18 protein-coding genes are annotated in these 19,675 nt (G+C 40.4%); 7 read left to right on the top strand and 11 right to left on the bottom strand.

Annotated elements, in window-relative coordinates:
- Positions 1 to 37: 37 nt before the first annotated feature.
- The 3 genes from EKM65_RS11350 to EKM65_RS09980 all read right to left on the bottom strand — a co-directional run bounded on the left by EKM65_RS11350 (position 38) and on the right by EKM65_RS09980 (position 3,369).
- Positions 38 to 187 carry a hypothetical protein gene (locus EKM65_RS11350; RefSeq protein ID WP_164506908.1) on the bottom strand — a complete coding sequence of 50 codons (150 nt, stop codon included), beginning with the start codon at positions 185 to 187 and terminating at the stop codon, positions 38 to 40.
- A 215-nt stretch (positions 188 to 402) separates the two neighbouring features.
- Positions 403 to 2,388: a methionine--tRNA ligase gene (metG, locus tag EKM65_RS09985; RefSeq protein ID WP_125608055.1), complete on the bottom strand. Its 1,986-nt coding sequence runs from the start codon at positions 2,386 to 2,388 to the stop codon at positions 403 to 405.
- A gap of 147 nt (positions 2,389 to 2,535) precedes the next feature.
- On the bottom strand, positions 2,536 to 3,369 hold the full coding sequence (locus EKM65_RS09980; RefSeq protein ID WP_125608053.1) for a DUF72 domain-containing protein: 834 nt from the start codon (positions 3,367 to 3,369) through the stop codon (positions 2,536 to 2,538).
- A gap of 318 nt (positions 3,370 to 3,687) precedes the next feature.
- Between EKM65_RS09980 and EKM65_RS09975 the strand changes: the two genes are divergently transcribed.
- Together EKM65_RS09975 and EKM65_RS09970 are read left to right on the top strand one after the other, a co-directional pair.
- Complete coding sequence (locus EKM65_RS09975) at positions 3,688 to 4,833, top strand: ABC transporter ATP-binding protein (RefSeq protein WP_125608051.1); 1,146 nt, start codon at positions 3,688 to 3,690, stop codon at positions 4,831 to 4,833.
- Between the two features lie 266 nt (positions 4,834 to 5,099).
- Entirely contained in the window at positions 5,100 to 6,008 is a 909-nt protein-coding gene (locus tag EKM65_RS09970; protein WP_125608049.1) for an EamA family transporter, read from the top strand.
- A 240-nt stretch (positions 6,009 to 6,248) separates the two neighbouring features.
- Here the strand turns inward: EKM65_RS09970 and EKM65_RS09965 are convergent, their stop codons facing one another.
- From EKM65_RS09965 to EKM65_RS09950, 4 genes are all read right to left on the bottom strand, one after another.
- Positions 6,249 to 6,641: a P-loop NTPase family protein gene (locus EKM65_RS09965; protein ID WP_225420452.1), complete on the bottom strand. Its 393-nt coding sequence runs from the start codon at positions 6,639 to 6,641 to the stop codon at positions 6,249 to 6,251.
- A gap of 160 nt (positions 6,642 to 6,801) precedes the next feature.
- Positions 6,802 to 7,083 (bottom strand): chorismate mutase, encoded by a 282-nt coding sequence (locus EKM65_RS09960; RefSeq protein WP_125608047.1) that lies wholly within the window; start codon positions 7,081 to 7,083, stop codon positions 6,802 to 6,804.
- Positions 7,077 to 7,793, bottom strand: coding sequence for an NAD-dependent protein deacylase (locus EKM65_RS09955; RefSeq protein WP_125608045.1), 717 nt, complete (start codon positions 7,791 to 7,793; stop codon positions 7,077 to 7,079). The genes EKM65_RS09960 and EKM65_RS09955 overlap by 7 nt, the downstream gene beginning before the upstream one ends.
- A complete protein-coding gene (locus tag EKM65_RS09950) occupies positions 7,793 to 8,761 on the bottom strand; it encodes a hypothetical protein (RefSeq protein ID WP_125608043.1) in 969 nt (322 codons plus the stop codon). The genes EKM65_RS09955 and EKM65_RS09950 overlap by 1 nt, the downstream gene beginning before the upstream one ends.
- A 76-nt stretch (positions 8,762 to 8,837) precedes the next feature.
- Here EKM65_RS09950 and EKM65_RS09945 point away from each other — a divergent pair, with 76 nt between their 5' ends.
- The 4 genes from EKM65_RS09945 to pyrE all read left to right on the top strand — a co-directional run bounded on the left by EKM65_RS09945 (position 8,838) and on the right by pyrE (position 12,084).
- Positions 8,838 to 9,353: a YbhB/YbcL family Raf kinase inhibitor-like protein gene (locus EKM65_RS09945; RefSeq protein WP_125608041.1), complete on the top strand. Its 516-nt coding sequence runs from the start codon at positions 8,838 to 8,840 to the stop codon at positions 9,351 to 9,353.
- Positions 9,354 to 9,400: 47 nt separating this feature from the next.
- Positions 9,401 to 10,318, top strand: a complete 918-nt coding sequence (locus EKM65_RS09940; protein ID WP_125608039.1) for an aldo/keto reductase — start codon at positions 9,401 to 9,403, stop codon at positions 10,316 to 10,318.
- 408 nt (positions 10,319 to 10,726) lie between these two features.
- Entirely contained in the window at positions 10,727 to 11,443 is a 717-nt protein-coding gene (gene pyrF, locus EKM65_RS09935; protein WP_125608037.1) for an orotidine-5'-phosphate decarboxylase, read from the top strand.
- A gap of 2 nt (positions 11,444 to 11,445) precedes the next feature.
- Positions 11,446 to 12,084 (top strand): orotate phosphoribosyltransferase, encoded by a 639-nt coding sequence (pyrE, locus tag EKM65_RS09930; protein ID WP_164506907.1) that lies wholly within the window; start codon positions 11,446 to 11,448, stop codon positions 12,082 to 12,084.
- 187 nt (positions 12,085 to 12,271) lie between these two features.
- On the opposite strand, the gene EKM65_RS09925 is transcribed toward pyrE, so the two are convergent.
- The 3 genes from EKM65_RS09925 to trpS all read right to left on the bottom strand — a co-directional run bounded on the left by EKM65_RS09925 (position 12,272) and on the right by trpS (position 15,411).
- A complete protein-coding gene (locus tag EKM65_RS09925) occupies positions 12,272 to 13,630 on the bottom strand; it encodes an MATE family efflux transporter (RefSeq protein ID WP_125608035.1) in 1,359 nt (452 codons plus the stop codon).
- A 366-nt stretch (positions 13,631 to 13,996) separates the two neighbouring features.
- The gene (locus tag EKM65_RS09920) at positions 13,997 to 14,236 is read right to left on the bottom strand and encodes a hypothetical protein (RefSeq protein ID WP_125608033.1); all 240 of its coding nucleotides are present in this window, start codon (positions 14,234 to 14,236) and stop codon (positions 13,997 to 13,999) included.
- Positions 14,237 to 14,394: 158 nt separating this feature from the next.
- Positions 14,395 to 15,411, bottom strand: a complete 1,017-nt coding sequence (trpS, locus tag EKM65_RS09915; protein ID WP_125608031.1) for a tryptophan--tRNA ligase — start codon at positions 15,409 to 15,411, stop codon at positions 14,395 to 14,397.
- Between the two features lie 492 nt (positions 15,412 to 15,903).
- Here trpS and EKM65_RS09910 point away from each other — a divergent pair, with 492 nt between their 5' ends.
- On the top strand, positions 15,904 to 16,572 hold the full coding sequence (locus EKM65_RS09910; protein WP_125608029.1) for a CPBP family glutamic-type intramembrane protease: 669 nt from the start codon (positions 15,904 to 15,906) through the stop codon (positions 16,570 to 16,572).
- A 100-nt stretch (positions 16,573 to 16,672) separates the two neighbouring features.
- On the opposite strand, the gene helD is transcribed toward EKM65_RS09910, so the two are convergent.
- The gene (gene helD / locus EKM65_RS09905; protein ID WP_125608027.1) at positions 16,673 to 18,973 is read right to left on the bottom strand and encodes an RNA polymerase recycling motor HelD; all 2,301 of its coding nucleotides are present in this window, start codon (positions 18,971 to 18,973) and stop codon (positions 16,673 to 16,675) included.
- Positions 18,974 to 19,675 lie beyond the last annotated feature (702 nt).

The raw sequence follows: 19,675 nt of genomic DNA, 5'->3' as shown, positions 1-19,675 counted from the left end.
ACTAACGGTTCCGACTACTACGGCCCGCAACGGACTTTCACCGTCTAGTTGATGCCCATGCCGGGCGCACTGAAATTCTTGTTGCAGCTTTAGCTGTTACAAGAAGGCTTGTCTTGAAGACAATTTGAAAAATTGGCTTCAAGCAATGCCCACTACGTTCCAGCGCTAAGTATTCTTTCGCCGTCACGACAACGCGCCACACCTCGTATGCAACCTTTGCGCAAGCACGAAGAATGACAAAAATAGCAGTTTTGGTTTTCGTTATTTTAATTAATGACGTCTACTCGGTCTGCACACAATCTGGCATGAAAACGAAGAAGCACAAGCAGTTGATAAGATAACATCCTTTACATGCACAAATTGGGACAAAGCAATTGTTTTGTCCCAATCTATTCAAACCTATTAACCAATTAATGAACCATTTTCATGTTCTGGGCCAACGATTGCCAATTGAACATGACCTGCATCATCTTCTGAAGAAAGCAACATACCGTTGGATATTTCGCCACGAATTTTACGTGGTTTCAAGTTAGTAACAGCCAACACTTTTTTACCGACTAACTTTTCAAAGTCAGGATAGAACTCAGCGATTCCAGAAAGAATTTGCCGTTGTTCAGCATGACCAAAATCAAGTTGGAATTTTAACAATTTATCAGCTTTTTTGACCTTTTCTACCGCCAAAATTTCGCCAACGGTGATTTCGACATTATCAAAGTGGGCAAAGTCGATTTCTTTTTTATGTTCGTTAGTTTTGGGTTCTGATTCAGCCGCCGGTTTTTGCTCTTTGGCCATCTCACTCTTAATATACGCAATTTCTTCATCCCGATCCAAACGTGGGAAAATAGGCGTTCCCTTCTTAACCACGTGCCGATCAGCTGGGAATTGACCAAAAGTTGGATTAGCTTCTTGTAATTCGGTTTCATGAAGACCTAATTGTTCAAAAATATGTTTCGGCGCATGAGTTAACATTGGTTGTAAGAGAATGGCAGTGATTCGTAAACTTTCAGCCAAATGACCCATGACATTAGCTAACTCGCCTTTTTGCTCAGGATTTTTAGCTAAATTCCATGGTTCAGTTTCATCAATATACTTATTAGCACGACTAATTAATTGCCAAATTGATTCTAAAGCCGTTGGGAATTGATAGTGATTCATGGCATCATCATATTTCTTGATAACGTCTGTTGCAGTTTGCGCCAATTGTTGATCGAATTGATTTTTTTCGTTCAGTTCGTGGGGAACCACGCCGTCTTCATATTTATTAATCATTGCAACCGTCCGATTCAACAGATTGCCGAGATCATTTGCCAAATCAAAGTTGATTCGATCAACGAAATCTTCCGGTGTGAAGACGCCATCATGGCCGAATGGAAAAGCACGCATCAAATAATAACGGAGGGCATCAAGACCATAACGAGCAACAAGCATTTCTGGATAAACAACATTGCCTTTAGACTTGGACATTTTACCGTCCTTCATCAAAAGCCAGCCATGACCATAAACTTGTTTAGGTAATGGCAAATCTAAGGCCATTAAGATAATTGGCCAATAAATTGTGTGGAAGCGAACGATTTCTTTACCAACGAAATGAACGTCGGCAGGCCAGTACCTGTCAAACAAACTTTGATCGTCAGTACCATAGCCCAATGCCGTAATATAGTTCAACAAGGCATCAACCCAAACGTAAACCACGTGTTTAGGATTACTAGGAATTTTGACCCCCCAGTTAAATGACGTTCGTGACATCGCCAAATCTTCCAAACCAGGTTTGATGAAATTATTAATCATTTCATTCTTACGTGTTTCCGGTTGGATGAATTGTGGATTTTCTTGATAATATGCCAATAGACGATCAGCGTACTTGCTCATCTTAAAGAAGTAAGATTCTTCACTCACTAATTGAACGTCATGACCAGAAGGTGCTTTACCACCAATGACTTTGCCATCCTCGTCCCGATAAACTTCGGCCAATTGCGATTCGGTAAAATATTCTTCATCAGAAACAGAATACCAACCGGTATACTTGCCTAAGTAAACATCGCCTTGCTTAATTAAACGCTCAACAATTTTTTGAACTGCTTTAACATGATAGTCATCAGTTGTCCGAATGAATTTGTCGTTAGTGATTTCTAGTAGGCGCCAAAGTTTCTTAATACTTGCAGCCATACCATCTACATATGCTTGTGGTGTAATACCCTGTTCTTCAGCTTTTTCCTCAATTTTAAGGCCATGCTCATCTGTCCCCGTTAAGAAGAAGACATCGAACCCCTTTAAACGTTTATAGCGTGCTAATGAATCGGCCGCAATTGTCGTGTAAGAATTACCAATCGTTAATTTACCAGATGGGTAATAGATTGGTGTTGTAATATAATAAGTTGGTTTTGTCACTCAAAAAACCTCCAGCATTCTTAATTCATAGTAGCTATTATAGCACATCAAAAGTCGCGGTGAACAGGTAACTTAGCAAGTCGTTATTGCTAATCTTGTGTCGAAACAACAGTTGTTTTAAATGATTATTTTGTCGCCGCAGTAATTTTAAAACAAATCAATTTGCTCGCCGCCGGGACGTTGATAATTCAGTCCCAACAGTTGGCTGAACTGTAGTGCATTATCAGCAGCATCAAAATTAGCATTGTTATTGAAGATAATATAATTCTTTGCAACGCGCTGACTAATTGGTCGTACTTGAGCCGCTAACCCTGACAATTCCATTTCAGAATAACGATATAAAGTTCGCCCTTCTTTAGAACCATGACCTTTTTTAGCCCAATTGACAGCATTACGCCCATGAAAACGCCAAAAACTTAACTGCGGTGTCGTGATTAATGGCACCAAAGGAACGCTCTCCTCACCAATATTTGGTTCATCAATATTAGCAATCGTGATTTGTAATTTGGTCAGCCAGTTGATTAAATCTTGGCGGTAATTTCCCTGATACCAACTCCGATGACGTAACTCTAAGAAGATAGGTAGTTTAGGTAAATGAACGCGGACAAATTTTAAATAATTCAAGGTTATCTTGTTCAATGTAAATGCTGGTGGGAACTGTAACAAAACACCAGCAAACTTATCGGCCGTAATTAAGGGCTGAATCGTTTGGTAGAAAGCCTGAAACAATTGCTCCGCCGTTTGTTCCGGTGCCAACTCAGTGTGCCAAGTTAATTCACGCGGAACTTTGACAATGAATTGAAAATTAGCCGGCACTTCATTTGCCCATTTCTGAGTAACTTCAGCAGATTTTAAGCCATAAAAAAATGTATCTAACTCAACCACCGGAAAAACGCTGGCATACATAGCCAATGTAGGCTTTTGAATGCCAGTAAATAAATTAGGATGCGCGCTCCAAGTTGTTAATCCAATCATATCCATTGCTAAACCCTCTGTTAATCCAATCTACGACCTCAGCATTTGCTGTACTTAGCAAAATTAGTCACCGTTCTTTTTCTAGTTTAATACCATTATCATACACGATTGTTTGTTTTTGCAGTAGTCAGCCAGTTTAACTCGGCGATTTTTTTGAATAATCAGAGCGATTCGTCAATTTTAAGCCGCTCACACAAACGATGAAAGCATTTTCGGCAAAGTGCACAACTGACAAAATTAATTTTTGTGCGACTTTGTCTAGCTATAGAAATCGCTTTCTTTTATACTATAATCGTATTCAAATAAGAAAGAGGTTTTTAACTCATGGTTAAAGTAGACTTAGATCATTTATACAAACAATATCCTAACGCAACAGATTACTCAGTTTCAGATTTCGACTTACACATTGACGATCATGAATTCATCGTCTTCGTTGGCCCTTCAGGCTGTGGTAAATCAACAACATTGCGGATGATTGCCGGCTTGGAAGACATTTCTAAAGGCGACTTGAAGATCGGCGGCAAAGTAATGAATGATGTTGCACCTAAAGATCGTGACATCGCCATGGTATTCCAGAACTATGCTTTGTACCCACATATGAGTGTTTTTGACAACATGGCATTCGGTTTGAAATTACGTAAATATGAAAAGTCAGACATCAAGAATCGTGTTGATAAAGCCGCTGAATCACTTGGCTTAACTGAGTATCTCGATCGTAAGCCAGCTGCTTTATCTGGTGGTCAACGTCAGCGTGTTGCTTTAGGCCGGGCAATGGTCCGTGACGCTCCTATCTTCTTAATGGATGAACCTTTATCAAACTTGGACGCTAAGTTACGTGTTTCAATGCGTGCCGAAATTGCCAAGTTACATCAAACATTAAATACAACGACAATTTATGTTACCCATGATCAGACCGAAGCCATGACAATGGCTGACCGGATTGTTGTTATGTCAATGGGTGAAGTTCAACAAATTGGTACGCCTAAAGAAGTTTACGATACACCTAAGAACAAATTCGTAGCCGGATTCATGGGCTCTCCTTCAATGAACTTCTTTGAAGTGCACTATGAAAATGGCGTCCTAACCGATGCAAATGACAATCTTCGTTTGGCCGTTCCTGAAGGTCGTGCCAAGATTCTTAATGAAGATGGTTACAACGGCAAAGATATCACCTTGGGCGTTCGTCCAGAAGACATTCATACTGAAGAAGCCTTCATCGAAACATTCCCAGACGCAGTTGTTCGTGGTCAAGTTGTCGTTTCTGAATTGCTTGGTGCAGAATCAATGCTTTACTTGAACGCTGGTTCAACTGAATTCGTTGCTAAGGTTGACGCTCGTGATTTCCATAACCCTGGTGATTCATTCACTGTTGCTTTTGATCTTAATAAGGCACACTTCTTCGACAAAGACACAACATTGTCAATCGTAGAAAAAGCTAAAGATGAAAACCGCGCACCAGAAAATGCTTAATTAAATTAGATCAATTAAGGAATCGAGATAATAAAATCTCGGTTCCTTTTATTTTGGTGTCGTTGTAAAACACACGTCTGAATTTAAGTACCTGATGATCAATTCATATTGGCTGCTAACAGGCAATATGTCACGAATAGCGTTGTCAAGTAACCGTCACATCATCAAACTACTCATTGTCATCTAATACTACTTGACGTGATTTACCGATTAGCGTAACCTGATAAAAGCATCACATACTTTTTCCATAAAGGGGCGTTTATTCAATGTGGTTTGGACCAGCACTTATCACCCTACTTGCATGGGGTACAGCCGATCTTTTCTATAAGATGGGCAACAATGAAGATGAAAAAGATAGCGCGTTAAAAACAGTCATTATGGTTGGCTTAGTCATGGGTCTGCATGTGATTGGTTATTATTGGCTCTATCAAGGGATCCACTATGATTGGCGAAACATTATTGTCTATCTACCCGTCTCAGCAATGTACATTTTATCAATGGCCGTTGGTTATTTTGGCCTGAGATACATCGAGGTTTCCATTTCTAGCCCGATTAGCAATTCTTCCGGTGCATTTGTCGTCTTAATGTCATTCTTCTTCATGCACGCAAATATGAAGCCTCTGCAGTGGTTCGCGGTTATCATTATTATTATCGGTATGTTCTTACTCGGTGTCTTCGAGAAGCAAGAAGCCGATGCCACGTTCAAAAAAGAAGGCAAAGTAATTGATAAGAAGTATCGAATTAGTGCGATTGCCATTATTTTTCCAATTATTTATGCTATTTTAGATGCAACCGGTACTTATTTAGATGGTGTTTACTTAGACTATCGTAAAATTCTACCCGAAAATCAGGCCAATATGAGTTATGAATTAACATTCTTAATTGTTGCCATTGTCGTTTGGATTTATCTGAAAGTTGTCAAGAAGGAAACTGTTAATGTCTTTCATGAGCGAACATTAGGTTTAGCCGCAATTTTTGAAACATTAGGTCAATTCTTCTATGTTGGTGCCATGGCTGGCAATTCAATTATCGCCGCACCAATGATTGCATCTTACAGTATCGTTTCCGTCATCCTTGCTCGTATTTTTATTAAAGAAAAATTGAATGCGAAACAATATATCGTCGTCGCCTTTATCATGTTGGCCATTGCCATTCTAGGTTTCTACGACGCTTAAATTTTTAATCAAATCAAAAAAATCGCTTGAATTCTGCTAATAATAGCGTTCAAGCGATTTTTTATTATTCGGCGTCTTGATATTCTCATTACTTTCTTCGACACTTTAACAAGACAGCACAATTGATCCTAGTAAACATCACAACTGGCTACTGTCAGCGATAATCTTTTGCAAGAAATCATCAGTGGTTCCATTTTCCAAAATAATATCTTGTTCATTCAAATGATCATTTTCACGCCATCATGCGCGTAAACTTTCTTCAGCGAAGGGAGTTGCCTTAGTCTGATTATATTTTAAAGTTGTCGCAAATGGTATCTCTAAATAATAAACCAATGTTCGTGAGTTAAACTTTTCAAGCGTCGAAGTGAGCATCGCGCCGTAGACATCTTTTCTCAAAATACCCTCTAGGATGGTAACTGGAAAGTGATTAAGGCCATAATTAATCAACACTTCAATTAAACTAACCGCCGGCGTGCCCAGATGATCATTTGCATGTAGAATTTCGCGGCGAATTTGATCTTGATGTATCAGTAGACAGTGATCCGAGCCGTAATGAGCCTGCAATTGATTAGCTAGTACTGTTTTACCACTGCCAGAATTACCACGAATAATAATCAAAATTGAGTGCATCATCCACCTCTTAACAAGAATACTTTGAACCGGATTTATTTTGGAAAATGATTATGCGCATTGGCAATGACGTCGCCAAATACAGGAATAGCTTTGATTGACGCCAAGTCGTCTTCGCGACGTCTTGCCGCAGTCATGCAGCAATATTTCTGAGGGAAGCTGTTTACTTTTCAGAATCAGTAATCTCTTGAATAACATGTGCTTGATATTGCTTCGAGACTAAAATAATATCTTCAAACAAAGTCTTCAAATACCCTTGTACTTCAGGATTGGCTGCTGCCTTAACTTGCTCATAAATTGCTTGTTCCCGCTCTTTATTCGTCAAAGGTGTGTGGGTCCGAGCCTTTTCAGTGGCAATTTCTCTCGAGACGGCCAAACGTTGAGTTAATAATGACATAAGCTGGGCATCAATCGTATCAATCTTTTCTCGTTGTGTTTCTAACATTCGTTTAAAACCTCTTTCAACTTTGTAAATGCGGCTAGCGCATCCATCTGAATCATGTGAATCTCTGGAGCAGCAATTGGCTCATTGTTAATGGCAAAAATTTGCGCAGCAGCCGACCGATATTGCAACAACTGGGCAAAAGGATAGACGCGAAAACTAGTGCCAACAATCATGATTAAATCTGCAGCGGCAATTGCAGCGACCGAACGATCCGACTTGCTGGAATCAATCGCTTCACCATACAAAACAATTCGTGGTCGAATAATCCCGCCATCTTTTGCATGATGAAAATCACGGGCATATTCAGCATAGGTGACACGCTTGGCACAAGTCTGACAATATAAATCATAAAGATTGCCGTGAAATTCGATCACGTGTTGGTTGCCAGCTTTTTTATCCAAACCATCAACATTTTGCGTAATCAATTCACCTTTGTCATTGCAAAGAGCAGCAATTTCCTGATGAATTAAGTTAGGTTGAGCGTCTGGATAATACATGCGCTGTGTCACAAACTCATAAAAATCAGCAGGATGATCTTGCAGATTATCATGGCTTAACAAATATTCAGGTGCAGCACTGGCAGCATACAACCCTGTCTTCGAACGATAATCGGGAATTCCTGAGTGAGTCGAAACACCGGCACCGGTTAGAAAAACAATTTTATGAGCAGCTTTAATTGCAGTCGCTAAGTTAGTTATCGTGGTGTCCATTAGTGCTCATCCTTCGGAAAGACTGGCAAGTCACGCGGCGCGTAACTTAACTGGAACTGCTTTAAAAAGTCAACAACTGGCAAATCATAAAGTGCCAGCATCGCCTGTTCTTGTTGTTGGTTTTTGGCGATCTCAATTAAACCAACTGCTTGTTCATCTTGGACGCCCTTAACCAAATAAGTTGTCTTGGCATCAGGTAGTCGCCAAAGTTGGAACAATTGACGCACGGATAATTTTAATTGACGTTCAGACAGAACAGGTTTCAGCAATAAATTATCTGCCAACGAGGGAATTTGCAGACCGAATTTTTCAAAATATTCTGCAAAATAATTAAGCAATTGCAAAATCAAGGCGCGAATTTGCCGATTAGTCGTTAATTTAGCCGTGGTCACGATCTGCCACAATTCATCGGCAATGTGCATACTTTTGGGAAACTTGGTCTGCCAATCGGGTACTTGACCGACAAATGTGTAGGTGTCGACTAACTGAATTGCTTTCATCGCGATCACTAATGCCGAGGTATTCGATTCGTCAACTGGTAATTTTTCAGTAATTAATTTTTTGATGGCTTGTTGCGCGGTATCAGTTAAAACACCTAAATCAATTAGTTGTTGCCGCATAGCCTGATGCAACACGATATTACGTAATTCCTGGCCAATCTGATCTAGAAATTGACTGAACTGGGTGTTGGTCTGTTTGAGGTAAGAGATTTCAACACTTTGACGTCCTTCTTGTTGTAAATGCATTAATTCATGCGCTACAATGAAGCTAGCAAACGTTGCATTAGGAACAAACAGGACGATGTCGCCTTCTTTAGTCAGAACCATTTGCGATTCTTCTGGATCAAGCATTGTTGCAGGAAACTGGCTTTGCTTTTCTTGTAAGATAATTTTCTTTGGTGCCATTTCTGCTTGAAATTGATCTAATAAGTTTTGTACTGGTGCTGTCAAATTAACTGTTGACGTCATTTCGTCACGTCCTTAATCTTTGATTGCCTCAATTATACCGTATTTTCCCACATCATAAAGATTGGAGGCCGTTATTTTGGAAATTATCGTTGCTCTTGATGAAGGTGGCTATCTACCCGATAAATATAGTAAACACGCCACTCGAGAAAATTTGCGTGATGGGTATCCCATTATTTCACCGCCAATCACGATTAACAACGTCCCTGTTGAAACTTCCAGCTTAGCCTTGACGTTTTTGGATTTTGACGCCGTACCAGTTGGCGGATTCGTCTGGATTCATTGGCTGGCAGCAAATATTCCAGCGCAAAAGCAAGTGAAGCTTCCTGCAAACGCCAGTCAAAGTCGTCAGCTTGATTTCATTCAAGGTCGAAATAGCAACGCCGGTGCTTTAGCTTATCAACCAGATCCACTTATTAATCAGCATTATGTTGGCCCGCAACCGCCTGATCAAGATCATCAATATCAATTGACAGTTTACGCTTTACGTGACAAACTAAATTTACAAGCTGGTTATTGGTTGAATGATTTTTATCGAGCAATTCAAGGCGAGGTCATCACAACTGCACAGCTGCTTATTCCCGGCCGTGTTTAAAACTTTACGACTGCTTTTAATATTTTTTTACATCTAGGAGGAAAAACATGCGTCAAGTAAGTATCGGTTTAGATAATATCAATGCATCGGAAATCGCGTTAGGTTTAATGCGCGTTTCTGATAAAACAACTGCCGAAACCGTCAAATTATTGGAAACCGCCGTTGAAAATGGAGTTAACTTTTTCGATAATGCGGATATTTATGGTGGTGGCAATTCAGAACGGCGCTTTGGCGATGCTTTAGCAGCCTCATCAATCAACCGTGATAACATTCTGATTCAGACCAAAGTCGGCATTGGTAAAAATGAATATGATTTTTCTAAGCAACACATTCTCGATGGTTTAGATGGTTCTTTGGAACGAATGGGTCTTGACCACGTTGATTTCCTACTGTTGCATCGTCCTGACGCTTTAATGGAACCTGATGAAATTGCGGATGCTTTCTTCGAATTACAAAAATCTGGCAAGGTTCGCGAATTCGGTGTTAGTAACTTCAACCCAATGCAAGTTGAGTTATTACAACAAGCAGTGGCTCAACCGCTAGTCATTAATCAACTACAATTAGGTTTAATGCACACCGGCATGATTGACTTTGGCTTCCACACCAACATGACTGATCCACGCAGCACTAATCATGACGGTGGTATTTATGAATACTCACGTTTAAACAACATGACAATTCAGGCATGGAGTCCTTATCAATATGGTTTCTTCGACGGCGTCTTTATCGACAATCCCAAATTCCCAGAAGTTAATGCCGTCATGCAAAAAATGGCCGACAAATATAATTCAAACGTTAATGCTGTTGCCGCCGCTTGGATTTTACGTTTGCCAACTAGCGTACAAGTTATCGCTGGTACAACTAACCCTGAACGTTTGGCCCAAATTTGCGAAGCCGATCAAGTTCAATTGACCCGTTCAGAATGGTATGATCTCTACTTGGCTGCTGGCAACGATTTACCTTAAAGCAATGCTAGCCCACTTCAACCAAGTAAGTTAGTCATCGTTAACGAATCGGATTTTTTCTAATTACTGAACTCAAAAAATTTTAATTCGCAGTTGACAAGTTATCCGTTTCTCGATATACTTTGAACAATTTATAAACTTTAATTTGGTCCCGTGAGGCCAAAAAGTAGTGTTACATGTTGACTGATCGTTTCAAAAGACCTCACGGGTTAGTGGGGTCTTTTTTGCGCTTTGAAACGTATTACGAACAACTGACGACATACAATTTAAGCGTGCACAAAGCAACTACTGGAGCAAAACTTAAGTGAAAATTTTGCTACATTGGTGTACATCAGTTTTTCCATTTAAATTTAGGTCAGCAAATCGATACTTTTCACACGCCAACAATTAAAGTAACTGGAGGTTAACATGACACATCCTTTAATTATCGCGCTTGATTTTCCTGAAGCAAAAATTGCTTTAGACTTTGTCAAACAATTCCCTCAACCGGAAGAACTCTTTGTTAAAGTCGGGATGGAACTTTATTATCACGCTGGTCCTCTTATTATTCGAGAATTAAAAATGTTAGGCTGTCAGATTTTTCTAGATTTAAAACTTCACGATATCCCTCACACAGTTGAGCAAGCGGCCACCGTTATTGGGCAGCTCGGTGTGGAACTGACGACCATTCACGCTGCCGGTGGTCAGCAGATGATGCAGGCTGCCGTGGCCGGAATTAACGCTGGGGCCGCCAAAGCAAATGTTGCTCCTGCTAAACTTCTGGCGATTACACAGTTAACCTCAACTAGTGAGCAAATGTTGCACCACGAATTAGCGGTCGATGCAACTTTAACCGATTCAGTCGATCAGTTGGCACAATTAGCAGCAGCTAGCGGCGTTAACGGAGTGATTTCATCAGCACTAGAGGTACCCCATATTAAAACTACCGCCTCAACTGATTTTCTCTGCATTTCGCCAGGCATTCGTTTGCACAGTCAATCAACAGATGATCAAGTCCGCATCGTCACTCCAGCTGTTGCACAACAATTAGGTAGTGACGGGATTGTTGTAGGACGGCCAATTACTAAGGCAGCAAATCCAGTTGCAACTTATCAACACATCAAAATGTTATGGGAGGGCCAATAATCATGATGAATGAAAATATTGCTAATTTAATTGCCAGCGATTTACTCAAGATTAAAGCCGTTAGCTTCAGTATAAATCCACCTTACACTTGGGCCAGTGGTATCAAAGCACCAATCTATACAGACAACCGTTTAACGATTGCTTACCCGCGCATTCGCGAACAAATTGCCACCGGCTTGGCCAACATTATCACAGAAACTTTCCCCAAGATTTCTGTCATCGGCGGCGTTGCGACAGCTGGAATTCCCCACGCAACATTGGTGAGTCAAAATTTGAATTTACCACTAATTTACGTTCGTTCACAGGCCAAAGACCATGGTGCTGGCCGCCAAATTGAAGGTCAGTTAAACGCTGGCGATCAAGTGGTGCTCATCGATGATTTAATTTCGACCGGTGGTAGTGTTTTAAAGACCGTTGCAGCCGTCCGTGCTCAAAACGTTGAAGTCTTAGGTGTTGCCGCCATTTTCAGCTACCAGTTACCAGACGCGGTTAAAAATTTCAAAACAGCCGATGTCCCGCTAGTCACTTTAACTGATTACGATCATCTATTGCAGCAAGCAACCCATCAACACTATTTAAACACAACAGATGCCACCACCATTAAAACATGGCGCCAAGATCCCTGGCACTGGTCAAAATAAGAGCGCGAAAAGCAACGGGTTGGGTGTTTGTATTTAAACTGGAAGATTGCTGCGTGATAACGCAGTGAAATTCACGCTTAAATACACGACACCCAGTTGCTTTGAGCACGTTTCAAAACGCAAACTAAACGGAGCCGGGAAAAAATCCCAGCTCCGTTTTTTATCTAACGATCAGAAAAAGTGGTCATCAGTGCTTTTCTAAAACTGAGTCTTCTGTTTCCAAACTACGTAAGTGCCGCATTGTGCGGACATACGAACTAATTAAAACAAGCAATGATCCGGCCCAAGCCAATGGATTAGCCATACTAGCTCCCGCAAAACCAAACATGTTAACTAATACTAATCCGGCAAACGTCCGCATCAATAATTCCATAATTCCAGCCAACGTCGGCACTAAACTTTGGCCCAACCCCTGTAAGGAATAACGCACCACATACAAAATAGATAATAACCAATACAGACTACTGTTAAAATGAAAGTAAGTTTGCGCGGTTGTTGTCACGACAGGCTGGCCCGAACCAATAAATAGATTGACTAATGGCCGGCCCAAAATAATAATTAACGCTCCGGTAACGACGGAGAAAACAACCGATACTGTCAAAGTTTGGCGCACGCCCGTTCGAATTCGGCCATATTCATGTGCCCCAAGATTTTGCGCTGCAAAAGTCGCCATGGTGATCCCAAAGGACATTGCTGGCATCGTCGCCAAACTATCGATCCGACTAGCTGCTGTATAGGCCGCAACTGCATTGGAACCTAAAGTATTTAACATGAACTGCAAAATGACAATCCCAATGGCAATGATTGAGGACTGGAAGCCCATGGGCAAGCCCATTCGCAAATGTTCTTTGACTTCAGCAGACGTGATTTTAAAATCTTCGCGTGACACCTGTAACAATGGAAAAGAGCGATAAATAAAAATCAGACATAATCCGGCGGAAATTAATTGAGCTAGGACTGTTGCAAATGAAGCTCCAGCAATGCCCCACTTAAAGCCAATGATGAAGAGCAATTCCAAAGCAATATTAATCACACAAGCAATAATCAAAAAGACGAGCGGTGTTTTACTATTACCCATAGCCCGAATCATATTGGCAAATAAATTGTAAGCCACAATGGCCACAGTACCAGCAAACTGAATCGTTAAAAATGTATACGAGTTTTGAATAATATCACTTGGCGTCTGCATCAAGGTTAATATTTCTCGACAAAAAACAATGCCAATTACTGAAAGAATCAAAGAAATTACGAGACTAACCACAATACTAGTGGCAAAACTACGCTTAATTCCTCGGTAATTACCTTCGCCGTAACGACGAGCGGCAACTATTGCAAAACCATTTGTCGCTCCTTGCGCTAATCCGATAATCAAAAAGGAAATACTACCAGTTGCCCCAACGGCAGCTAAGGCTTTAACACCAATCGTCCGACCAACAATAATCGTGTCAGACAACGTATACACTTGTTGAAAAATATTGCCAATCAATAAAGGAATGGTAAAAAATAAAATTTGAACAATTGGTTTGCCCTTTGTTAAATCACGCAAGATGTCTCCTCCAAAACTAATAATCAGATATGCTAACAATTTAAACGGATTGTACAAATTATTGTAGCATGTTCAGAGGGAATTAAAACCCCGAAACTCCTTTATTTTCAAATAATCAATCGCTTTCTTCGTTTTTGGTCATTTGTCCATTAATCAAATAATTTGTTCTCACCTTCACTCTGATTTTGCCGTTCTCCGTGCCTACGGAAAATACGCTGGTGGAACGCTGCGAGCTTGGTTTGAGCCGAATAAAAAACAATTCGTCTCAAACTCAAGCTTTGTTGTAAGTGGTAAACCACTAACAACAATTCCGCGGCTGACCGCGATTTCCCTCCGGCGCTGACCAAAGAGATGATATGGTGTGATTTAACAGCAAGTTTGTGCTTCTAAAAATTTAGAAGTGATCCAACCACACGTCAATTCAGCGCTTACGCAAAGGTTGCCCTCTTGTTTGTTTAGTGGCGGCGAAGAAATGCCGCTCAGTAGTGAAATTAATGTTGGCAATTTATTGCTTACATTAAGGCTCGTATTTGAGACGATTTGTCCTGCAATCGGCTCAAATCGACGCCCACTACGTTCCAGCGTCAAGTATTTCTTCGCCGCCACGGCAACGCGCACATTCCATAAGCAACCTTTGCGCGAGCGCGAAGAAGAACAACATAACAGTTCTAGGTTTAAGTTCTCGTACAACAAATTAACCGCAACAAAAAAACAAGAGCTTGAAGTAGACGAGTTCACTTCGATCTCTTGTTTGCCTAACATGATTATTTAAAGTAATTCAAACCAATAGCATCGCGGACTTCTTGAAGCGTTTGTTCAGCCACTTCATTGGCCTTGGCACTGCCCTTTTGTAAAATATCATACACGGCTGGAATATCTTGGGCATATTCTGCACGACGCTGACGAATCGGTCCAAATTCCGCCTCCAGAACTTCATTCAAATAACGCTTAATTTTAACATCGCCTAACCCACCATGTTGATATTGTTCTTTTAACGCTGCAACCTTTTGTTGATCTGAATCAAAAACATCCAGGTAAGTAAAGACCATATTGCCTTCAATTTGGCCGGGATCAGTAACATGAATGTGATTAGGATCGGTGTACATTGACATCACTTTCGAACGCAATTCATCGGCGGAATCCGCTAAATAAATAGCATTGTTCAACGACTTGCTCATTTTAGCGTTGCCATCTAAACCAGGCAGACGCCCTTGGCCCTTTGCGGGAAAATAACCTTGTGGCTCAACTAAGATATCCGTATTGTAAGTGTTGTTAAACGTTCGAACAAGTTCTCTAGCTTGTTCCATCATCGGTTCTTGATCATCGCCCACCGGAATCGTATCTGCTTTAAAAGCAGTTATATCGGCCGTCTGACTAACCGGATAAACCAAGAATCCAGCCGGAATTGATTGATCAAAATTTTTCTGTTTAATTTCAGCTTTAACTGTTGGATTGCGTTCCAAGCGAGCAACAGTTACTAAATCCAAATAATACATCGTCAATTCATTCAAAGCAGGGATTTGCGATTGAACTAAAATTGTCGACTTGTCTGGATCAATCCCCACGGCCAAATAGTCCAAAGCAACTTGGATCAAACTATTGCGGATTTTTTCAGGGTTGCGCGCATTATCAGTTAAGGCTTGCATATCCGCAATCATAATATAAGTGTTGTAATCGCCGGAATTTTGTAAAGCAACTCGATTTTTCAACGAGCCTAAGTAGTGTCCAATATGCAATTTACCAGTTGGTCGATCACCAGTTAAAATAGTCTTCTTTGTCATCTTATTTCCTCCATTTTCAAAAACACAATTATTTAAACATCAAAAAAGTCCTATTGTATCTAAAATACAATAGGACGAAAATTTCCGCGGTACCACCTAAGTTACGTTTACACGTCAACTCGATTGAATTAAGGCTTCAACACCGTCAGGACTTGCGCCGCTGACTATATTAGGATCCATTCATCTAATCGATTGATGTTGCTTCCACTATCCAACACTCGCTTAACAATCGGCTTTAGACTACTAATTCCTAGACCTTATCGGCATTTATTATTTTCATCATAAGACATTGGTGCCCGCAAAGTCAAGCCGAGTTTGATTCAAAAAATAACGATTGACAGCCGAGTTGGGTTCAAAAAATGAAAGTAACTTTCGCACTAATTTTCCAAAATGCTTTAAAAACTTTTAAGACTGTTTATCAAGGTCGCATTCTAATCAGCAATACGGTATGCTCAATAATAGAAAAAATGAAAGTAATCGTTGGGGGCAACTATGAGAAGTCCGGCATCTTTTTTTGGTAATTTAGTTCGCTATCTTTTTTTTGCAGCATTAGTTTTATTGGCCATCTGGCTGAAAGATTTGGCATTTGCAGATAATAAAGTATCTGGTACCTTTGTCATTTTATTCTTGGCTTTGGCTGTCATTGGCTTTTGGTTCTTGATTCGTCAGTTTAATTTAGAACAACAATATTTTGCGGTCCAACCGAACTCACGTCAACAAGTTTTGAGTAGTGCGAGTGGTTTTATCACGTTAATGCTATTAATTATTGGCGCGTTAAATTTATTAATCGCTTGGTTACAAGTTGCGGGCAAACTACCCGCTTTGACAAACACAGCAGGTAATTTTGATCTTAATCACATCGGGTTTTGGTTAAACATTTTAATGGTGGGGATTATTTTACCAGTATTGGAGCAATTATTAGCAACTGGTTTCCTCTTCAATTACGCCTTTCGCGGTTCCAGTCCCGTTATCGCGGTCGTTGGCATCTTAGTCAGTGCCACATTATTTACGATTTTACAATTTCAACCGGCAATAATGCCGGCATTCATTCAATTTTGGTTTGGCTTGTTATTTGCCATGAGTTATTTATATACGCGCCGGATTGAAGTACCGATTTGTCTAAACATCTTCAGTGCTATCTTAATGATTATTCTCGCCTAAATCAGCGTTGAGAATGTAAAAAGACTGCCAATTAAAGTTGACCGTTAATTAGAAATTAAGTCTAATTAAACGGATAATCACTTTAAACTCGGCAGCTTTTTTAATGTTTCTGAACTGGTAAATCGGATGATTGTTGATATAAATTACTGGGCAAATCGGTGATCAGATGGCTGGGTTTACCTAAAGAAAGTAATAACAATTCGTGCATTGCCCGAGAAGCAATCGTGTAAAGAATTTGGTGATCTCCGTCTTCGTGAAAGGACGTTTCTGAGACGTTATAGCCAATCACCGCGTCGAATTCCAACCCTTTAGCCAAATAAATCGGCATAATCATGACACCATGATGCAAGCGCCGTTGTTGCTCAGTCATCAACGTTACTTGGGCATCAACTTGTAAGGTGGCAAAAATTTGCTCGGCCTCTTGGTGCGTTTTCGTCAGAATCGCAATCATGCCATATTTTTCAATTAATCGTGAACACTCACGACTTAATTGATGATTTAAATCTAATAATCGCGGACAAACAATTAATTGCGGCACTGGCCCAGGACGATTAAACGCTAAAATTTGCGCATGATCTGTCAACAAGGCGCTGGCAAAATTGGTAATTTGGATCGTCGACCGATAGCTATTATTTAATTCATGAATCTGAATTTTTTTCTTAGGAAAGAGATTTTGAACCGTTTGAATAACATTCGTCGTTTGATAATTCGCCGCGAACAAATCTTGCGCATTATCACCTAATAGCGTTAATTTGGCCATTGAAAAAGCGTGTTGCAGATAACATAGTTCTGCTGCAGAATAGTCTTGCATTTCATCTATAAACAAATACTGTATTTGCCGATTCACGCCGCCACCAGTGACAAGATCCCGCAAATATAAGTACGGTGCTACGTCACAAAGTTGAATTTGATGCTTCTCAAAGTACGCCTGCACATTTTGATTGCGCGCTTGCCAAGCGGCCGGACTGACATCAACAGGTCCGACATCGGCCAACACCGCCAAATATTGACGCTCCCAATCAATGAAATAATTATTATATAACGCTTCGTAAATTGGGTATAAATGTCGTTGAGCAATTTTCTTAGCTAGAAAAGCTTGCTCAACCGCAGCGGAATTAAAGCTGTGTTCGGCCAACAAATCGTGATAAGCACTATCTGACAACAGGTCTAACTGCTCAGCGGCCCAATCAGAATCAGCTAACGCTCTAACTTGATGTTGTAAATAACGGATTAAACGATTCTTCGTCTGCAAAATTTTCTCCGTCAATGTCGCTTGCTCGTTAGTCGCTGCATAAACTTGCTGTATCAATTCAGCCGTAATGATGATTTCACCGTCAAGTAACAAATCATTGAAAAATAACTTTGGCCGTTTACTAGTCATTTGTTGCGCAATCTGCTGCATAATTGCCGCACTCTCTAGATAACGTCGTATTGCTTTTGTACTTTCGGGGAATGACGCTTGATCAGTCTCAAAGCGTGAAAAACGATCTTCAACACGCAACCCTTCTAAACGTTGGCTAAAGAATTCATGGAGTGTCACTTGACGCATATTTTTCTCACCGAGACTGGGCAAAACCTGAGAAATATAAGCACTAAATAGATGATTAGGCGAGAACATAATGATTTGATCAGAATCAAGTTGTGTACGACTATGATAAAGTAAATAAGCAACCCGCTGTAAAATAGCTGATGTTTTACCGGAACCTGCGACACCTTGAACCACCAAAATATCAGCACTCGTATTACGAATGATATCATTTTGTTCACGCTGAATCGTCGCCACAATATTTTGCATGTACAGACTGGCTTCTTCACCAAGAACCTGTTGCAAAACCTCATCGCCAATTGTCTCGCTGGTATCAAACATATTGACAATTTGATCAGTCTTAATCGTAAACTGACGCTTTCGAACTAAGTCGGCCTGTTGCTGACCTAGTGGCGTTTGATACGTTACTTTTCCTAACGTCCCATTGTAATAAATACCAGCAATTGGTGAACGCCAATCATAAATCAAAAACTCATTGTCGTTGTTCATCAAAGAAGCTGTTCCAATATAAAGCGTATCTTGTTCTTGTTGGCCTTCTTTAATATCGATCCGCCCAAAATAGTGTGAATCCTGTAATCGATCTAACCGATTTTGTTTGTTATGAAGGATCGTTTGATTCTCAACCGCTAAAGCCACTAACTGTTTTTGTTGTTGAACAGCGGCATTGGTTTCCATTTGGTCATCAATTTCTGTTGTATTAACTTTGGTTGCATCACCATAATTTTGCTCAATATGATGCGTTTCTCGTTCTGCTGCCGCTAACTTCTCTGCGGTGTCAGTGCGCTGCTGACGAATAATCGCCGCAACTTTTTTAACACGTTCTGCTTCATATTGTTGATCTGTTGCCGCAAACATATTATCGACTCCTCAATTAAACACCGACCGTAAAAAGATTGAGTCCTAATTCTATGACTAATTGTGCGAATAGTAAAGCGCCAAGAACCGATGCCAATCATGATCCTATTAGCTTCACGAAGCACTACTGACTTAATCTATGGTACAATGAAGTTAATTAAATCACACATCTTGGGAGATGAATTCATGCGTAAACTTCTTTTGATCGTCTTACCCGTTGTTACAGTATTCTTCTTATCAGCCGCGTTTGTGACGCGTGCTATTGCTAAATTGGCCAATTATCCTGATTAACTGATCTAACTATGCAAAAAATCAAATCCAACTCAAGAATTAAGCAATAAATTTTTAAAACGATTCAACACCGCCCTGTTTGATCAAATTTTTTGGTTGAACAGGGCAGTGTTGTTATGTTGTGCTTCTTTATGCCTGCGGAAAATGCGCCGGTGGAACGCTGCGAGCATTGGTTTGAGCCGAATTAAAACCAATTTAGTCTGAATGTGAGCTTTATTGAGAGCGGCAAACCCTAGAACTGTGATGTTGCGGTTCTTCGTGCCTACAGAAAATACGCTGGTGGAACGCTGCGAGTATTGATTTGAGTCAAATCAAAAACCGATTTGTCTCAAATAATCGAGTAGGAGGTAATTGATTAATTCAATTACCGACCTCTCACACCACCGTACGTACGGTTCCGTATACGGCGGT

The sequence above is a fragment of the Lapidilactobacillus bayanensis genome, assembly GCF_003946695.1.
Taxonomy (GTDB): Bacteria; Bacillota; Bacilli; order Lactobacillales; family Lactobacillaceae; genus Lapidilactobacillus; species Lapidilactobacillus bayanensis.
This window is presented reverse-complemented; position numbering and strand designations above follow the sequence as displayed.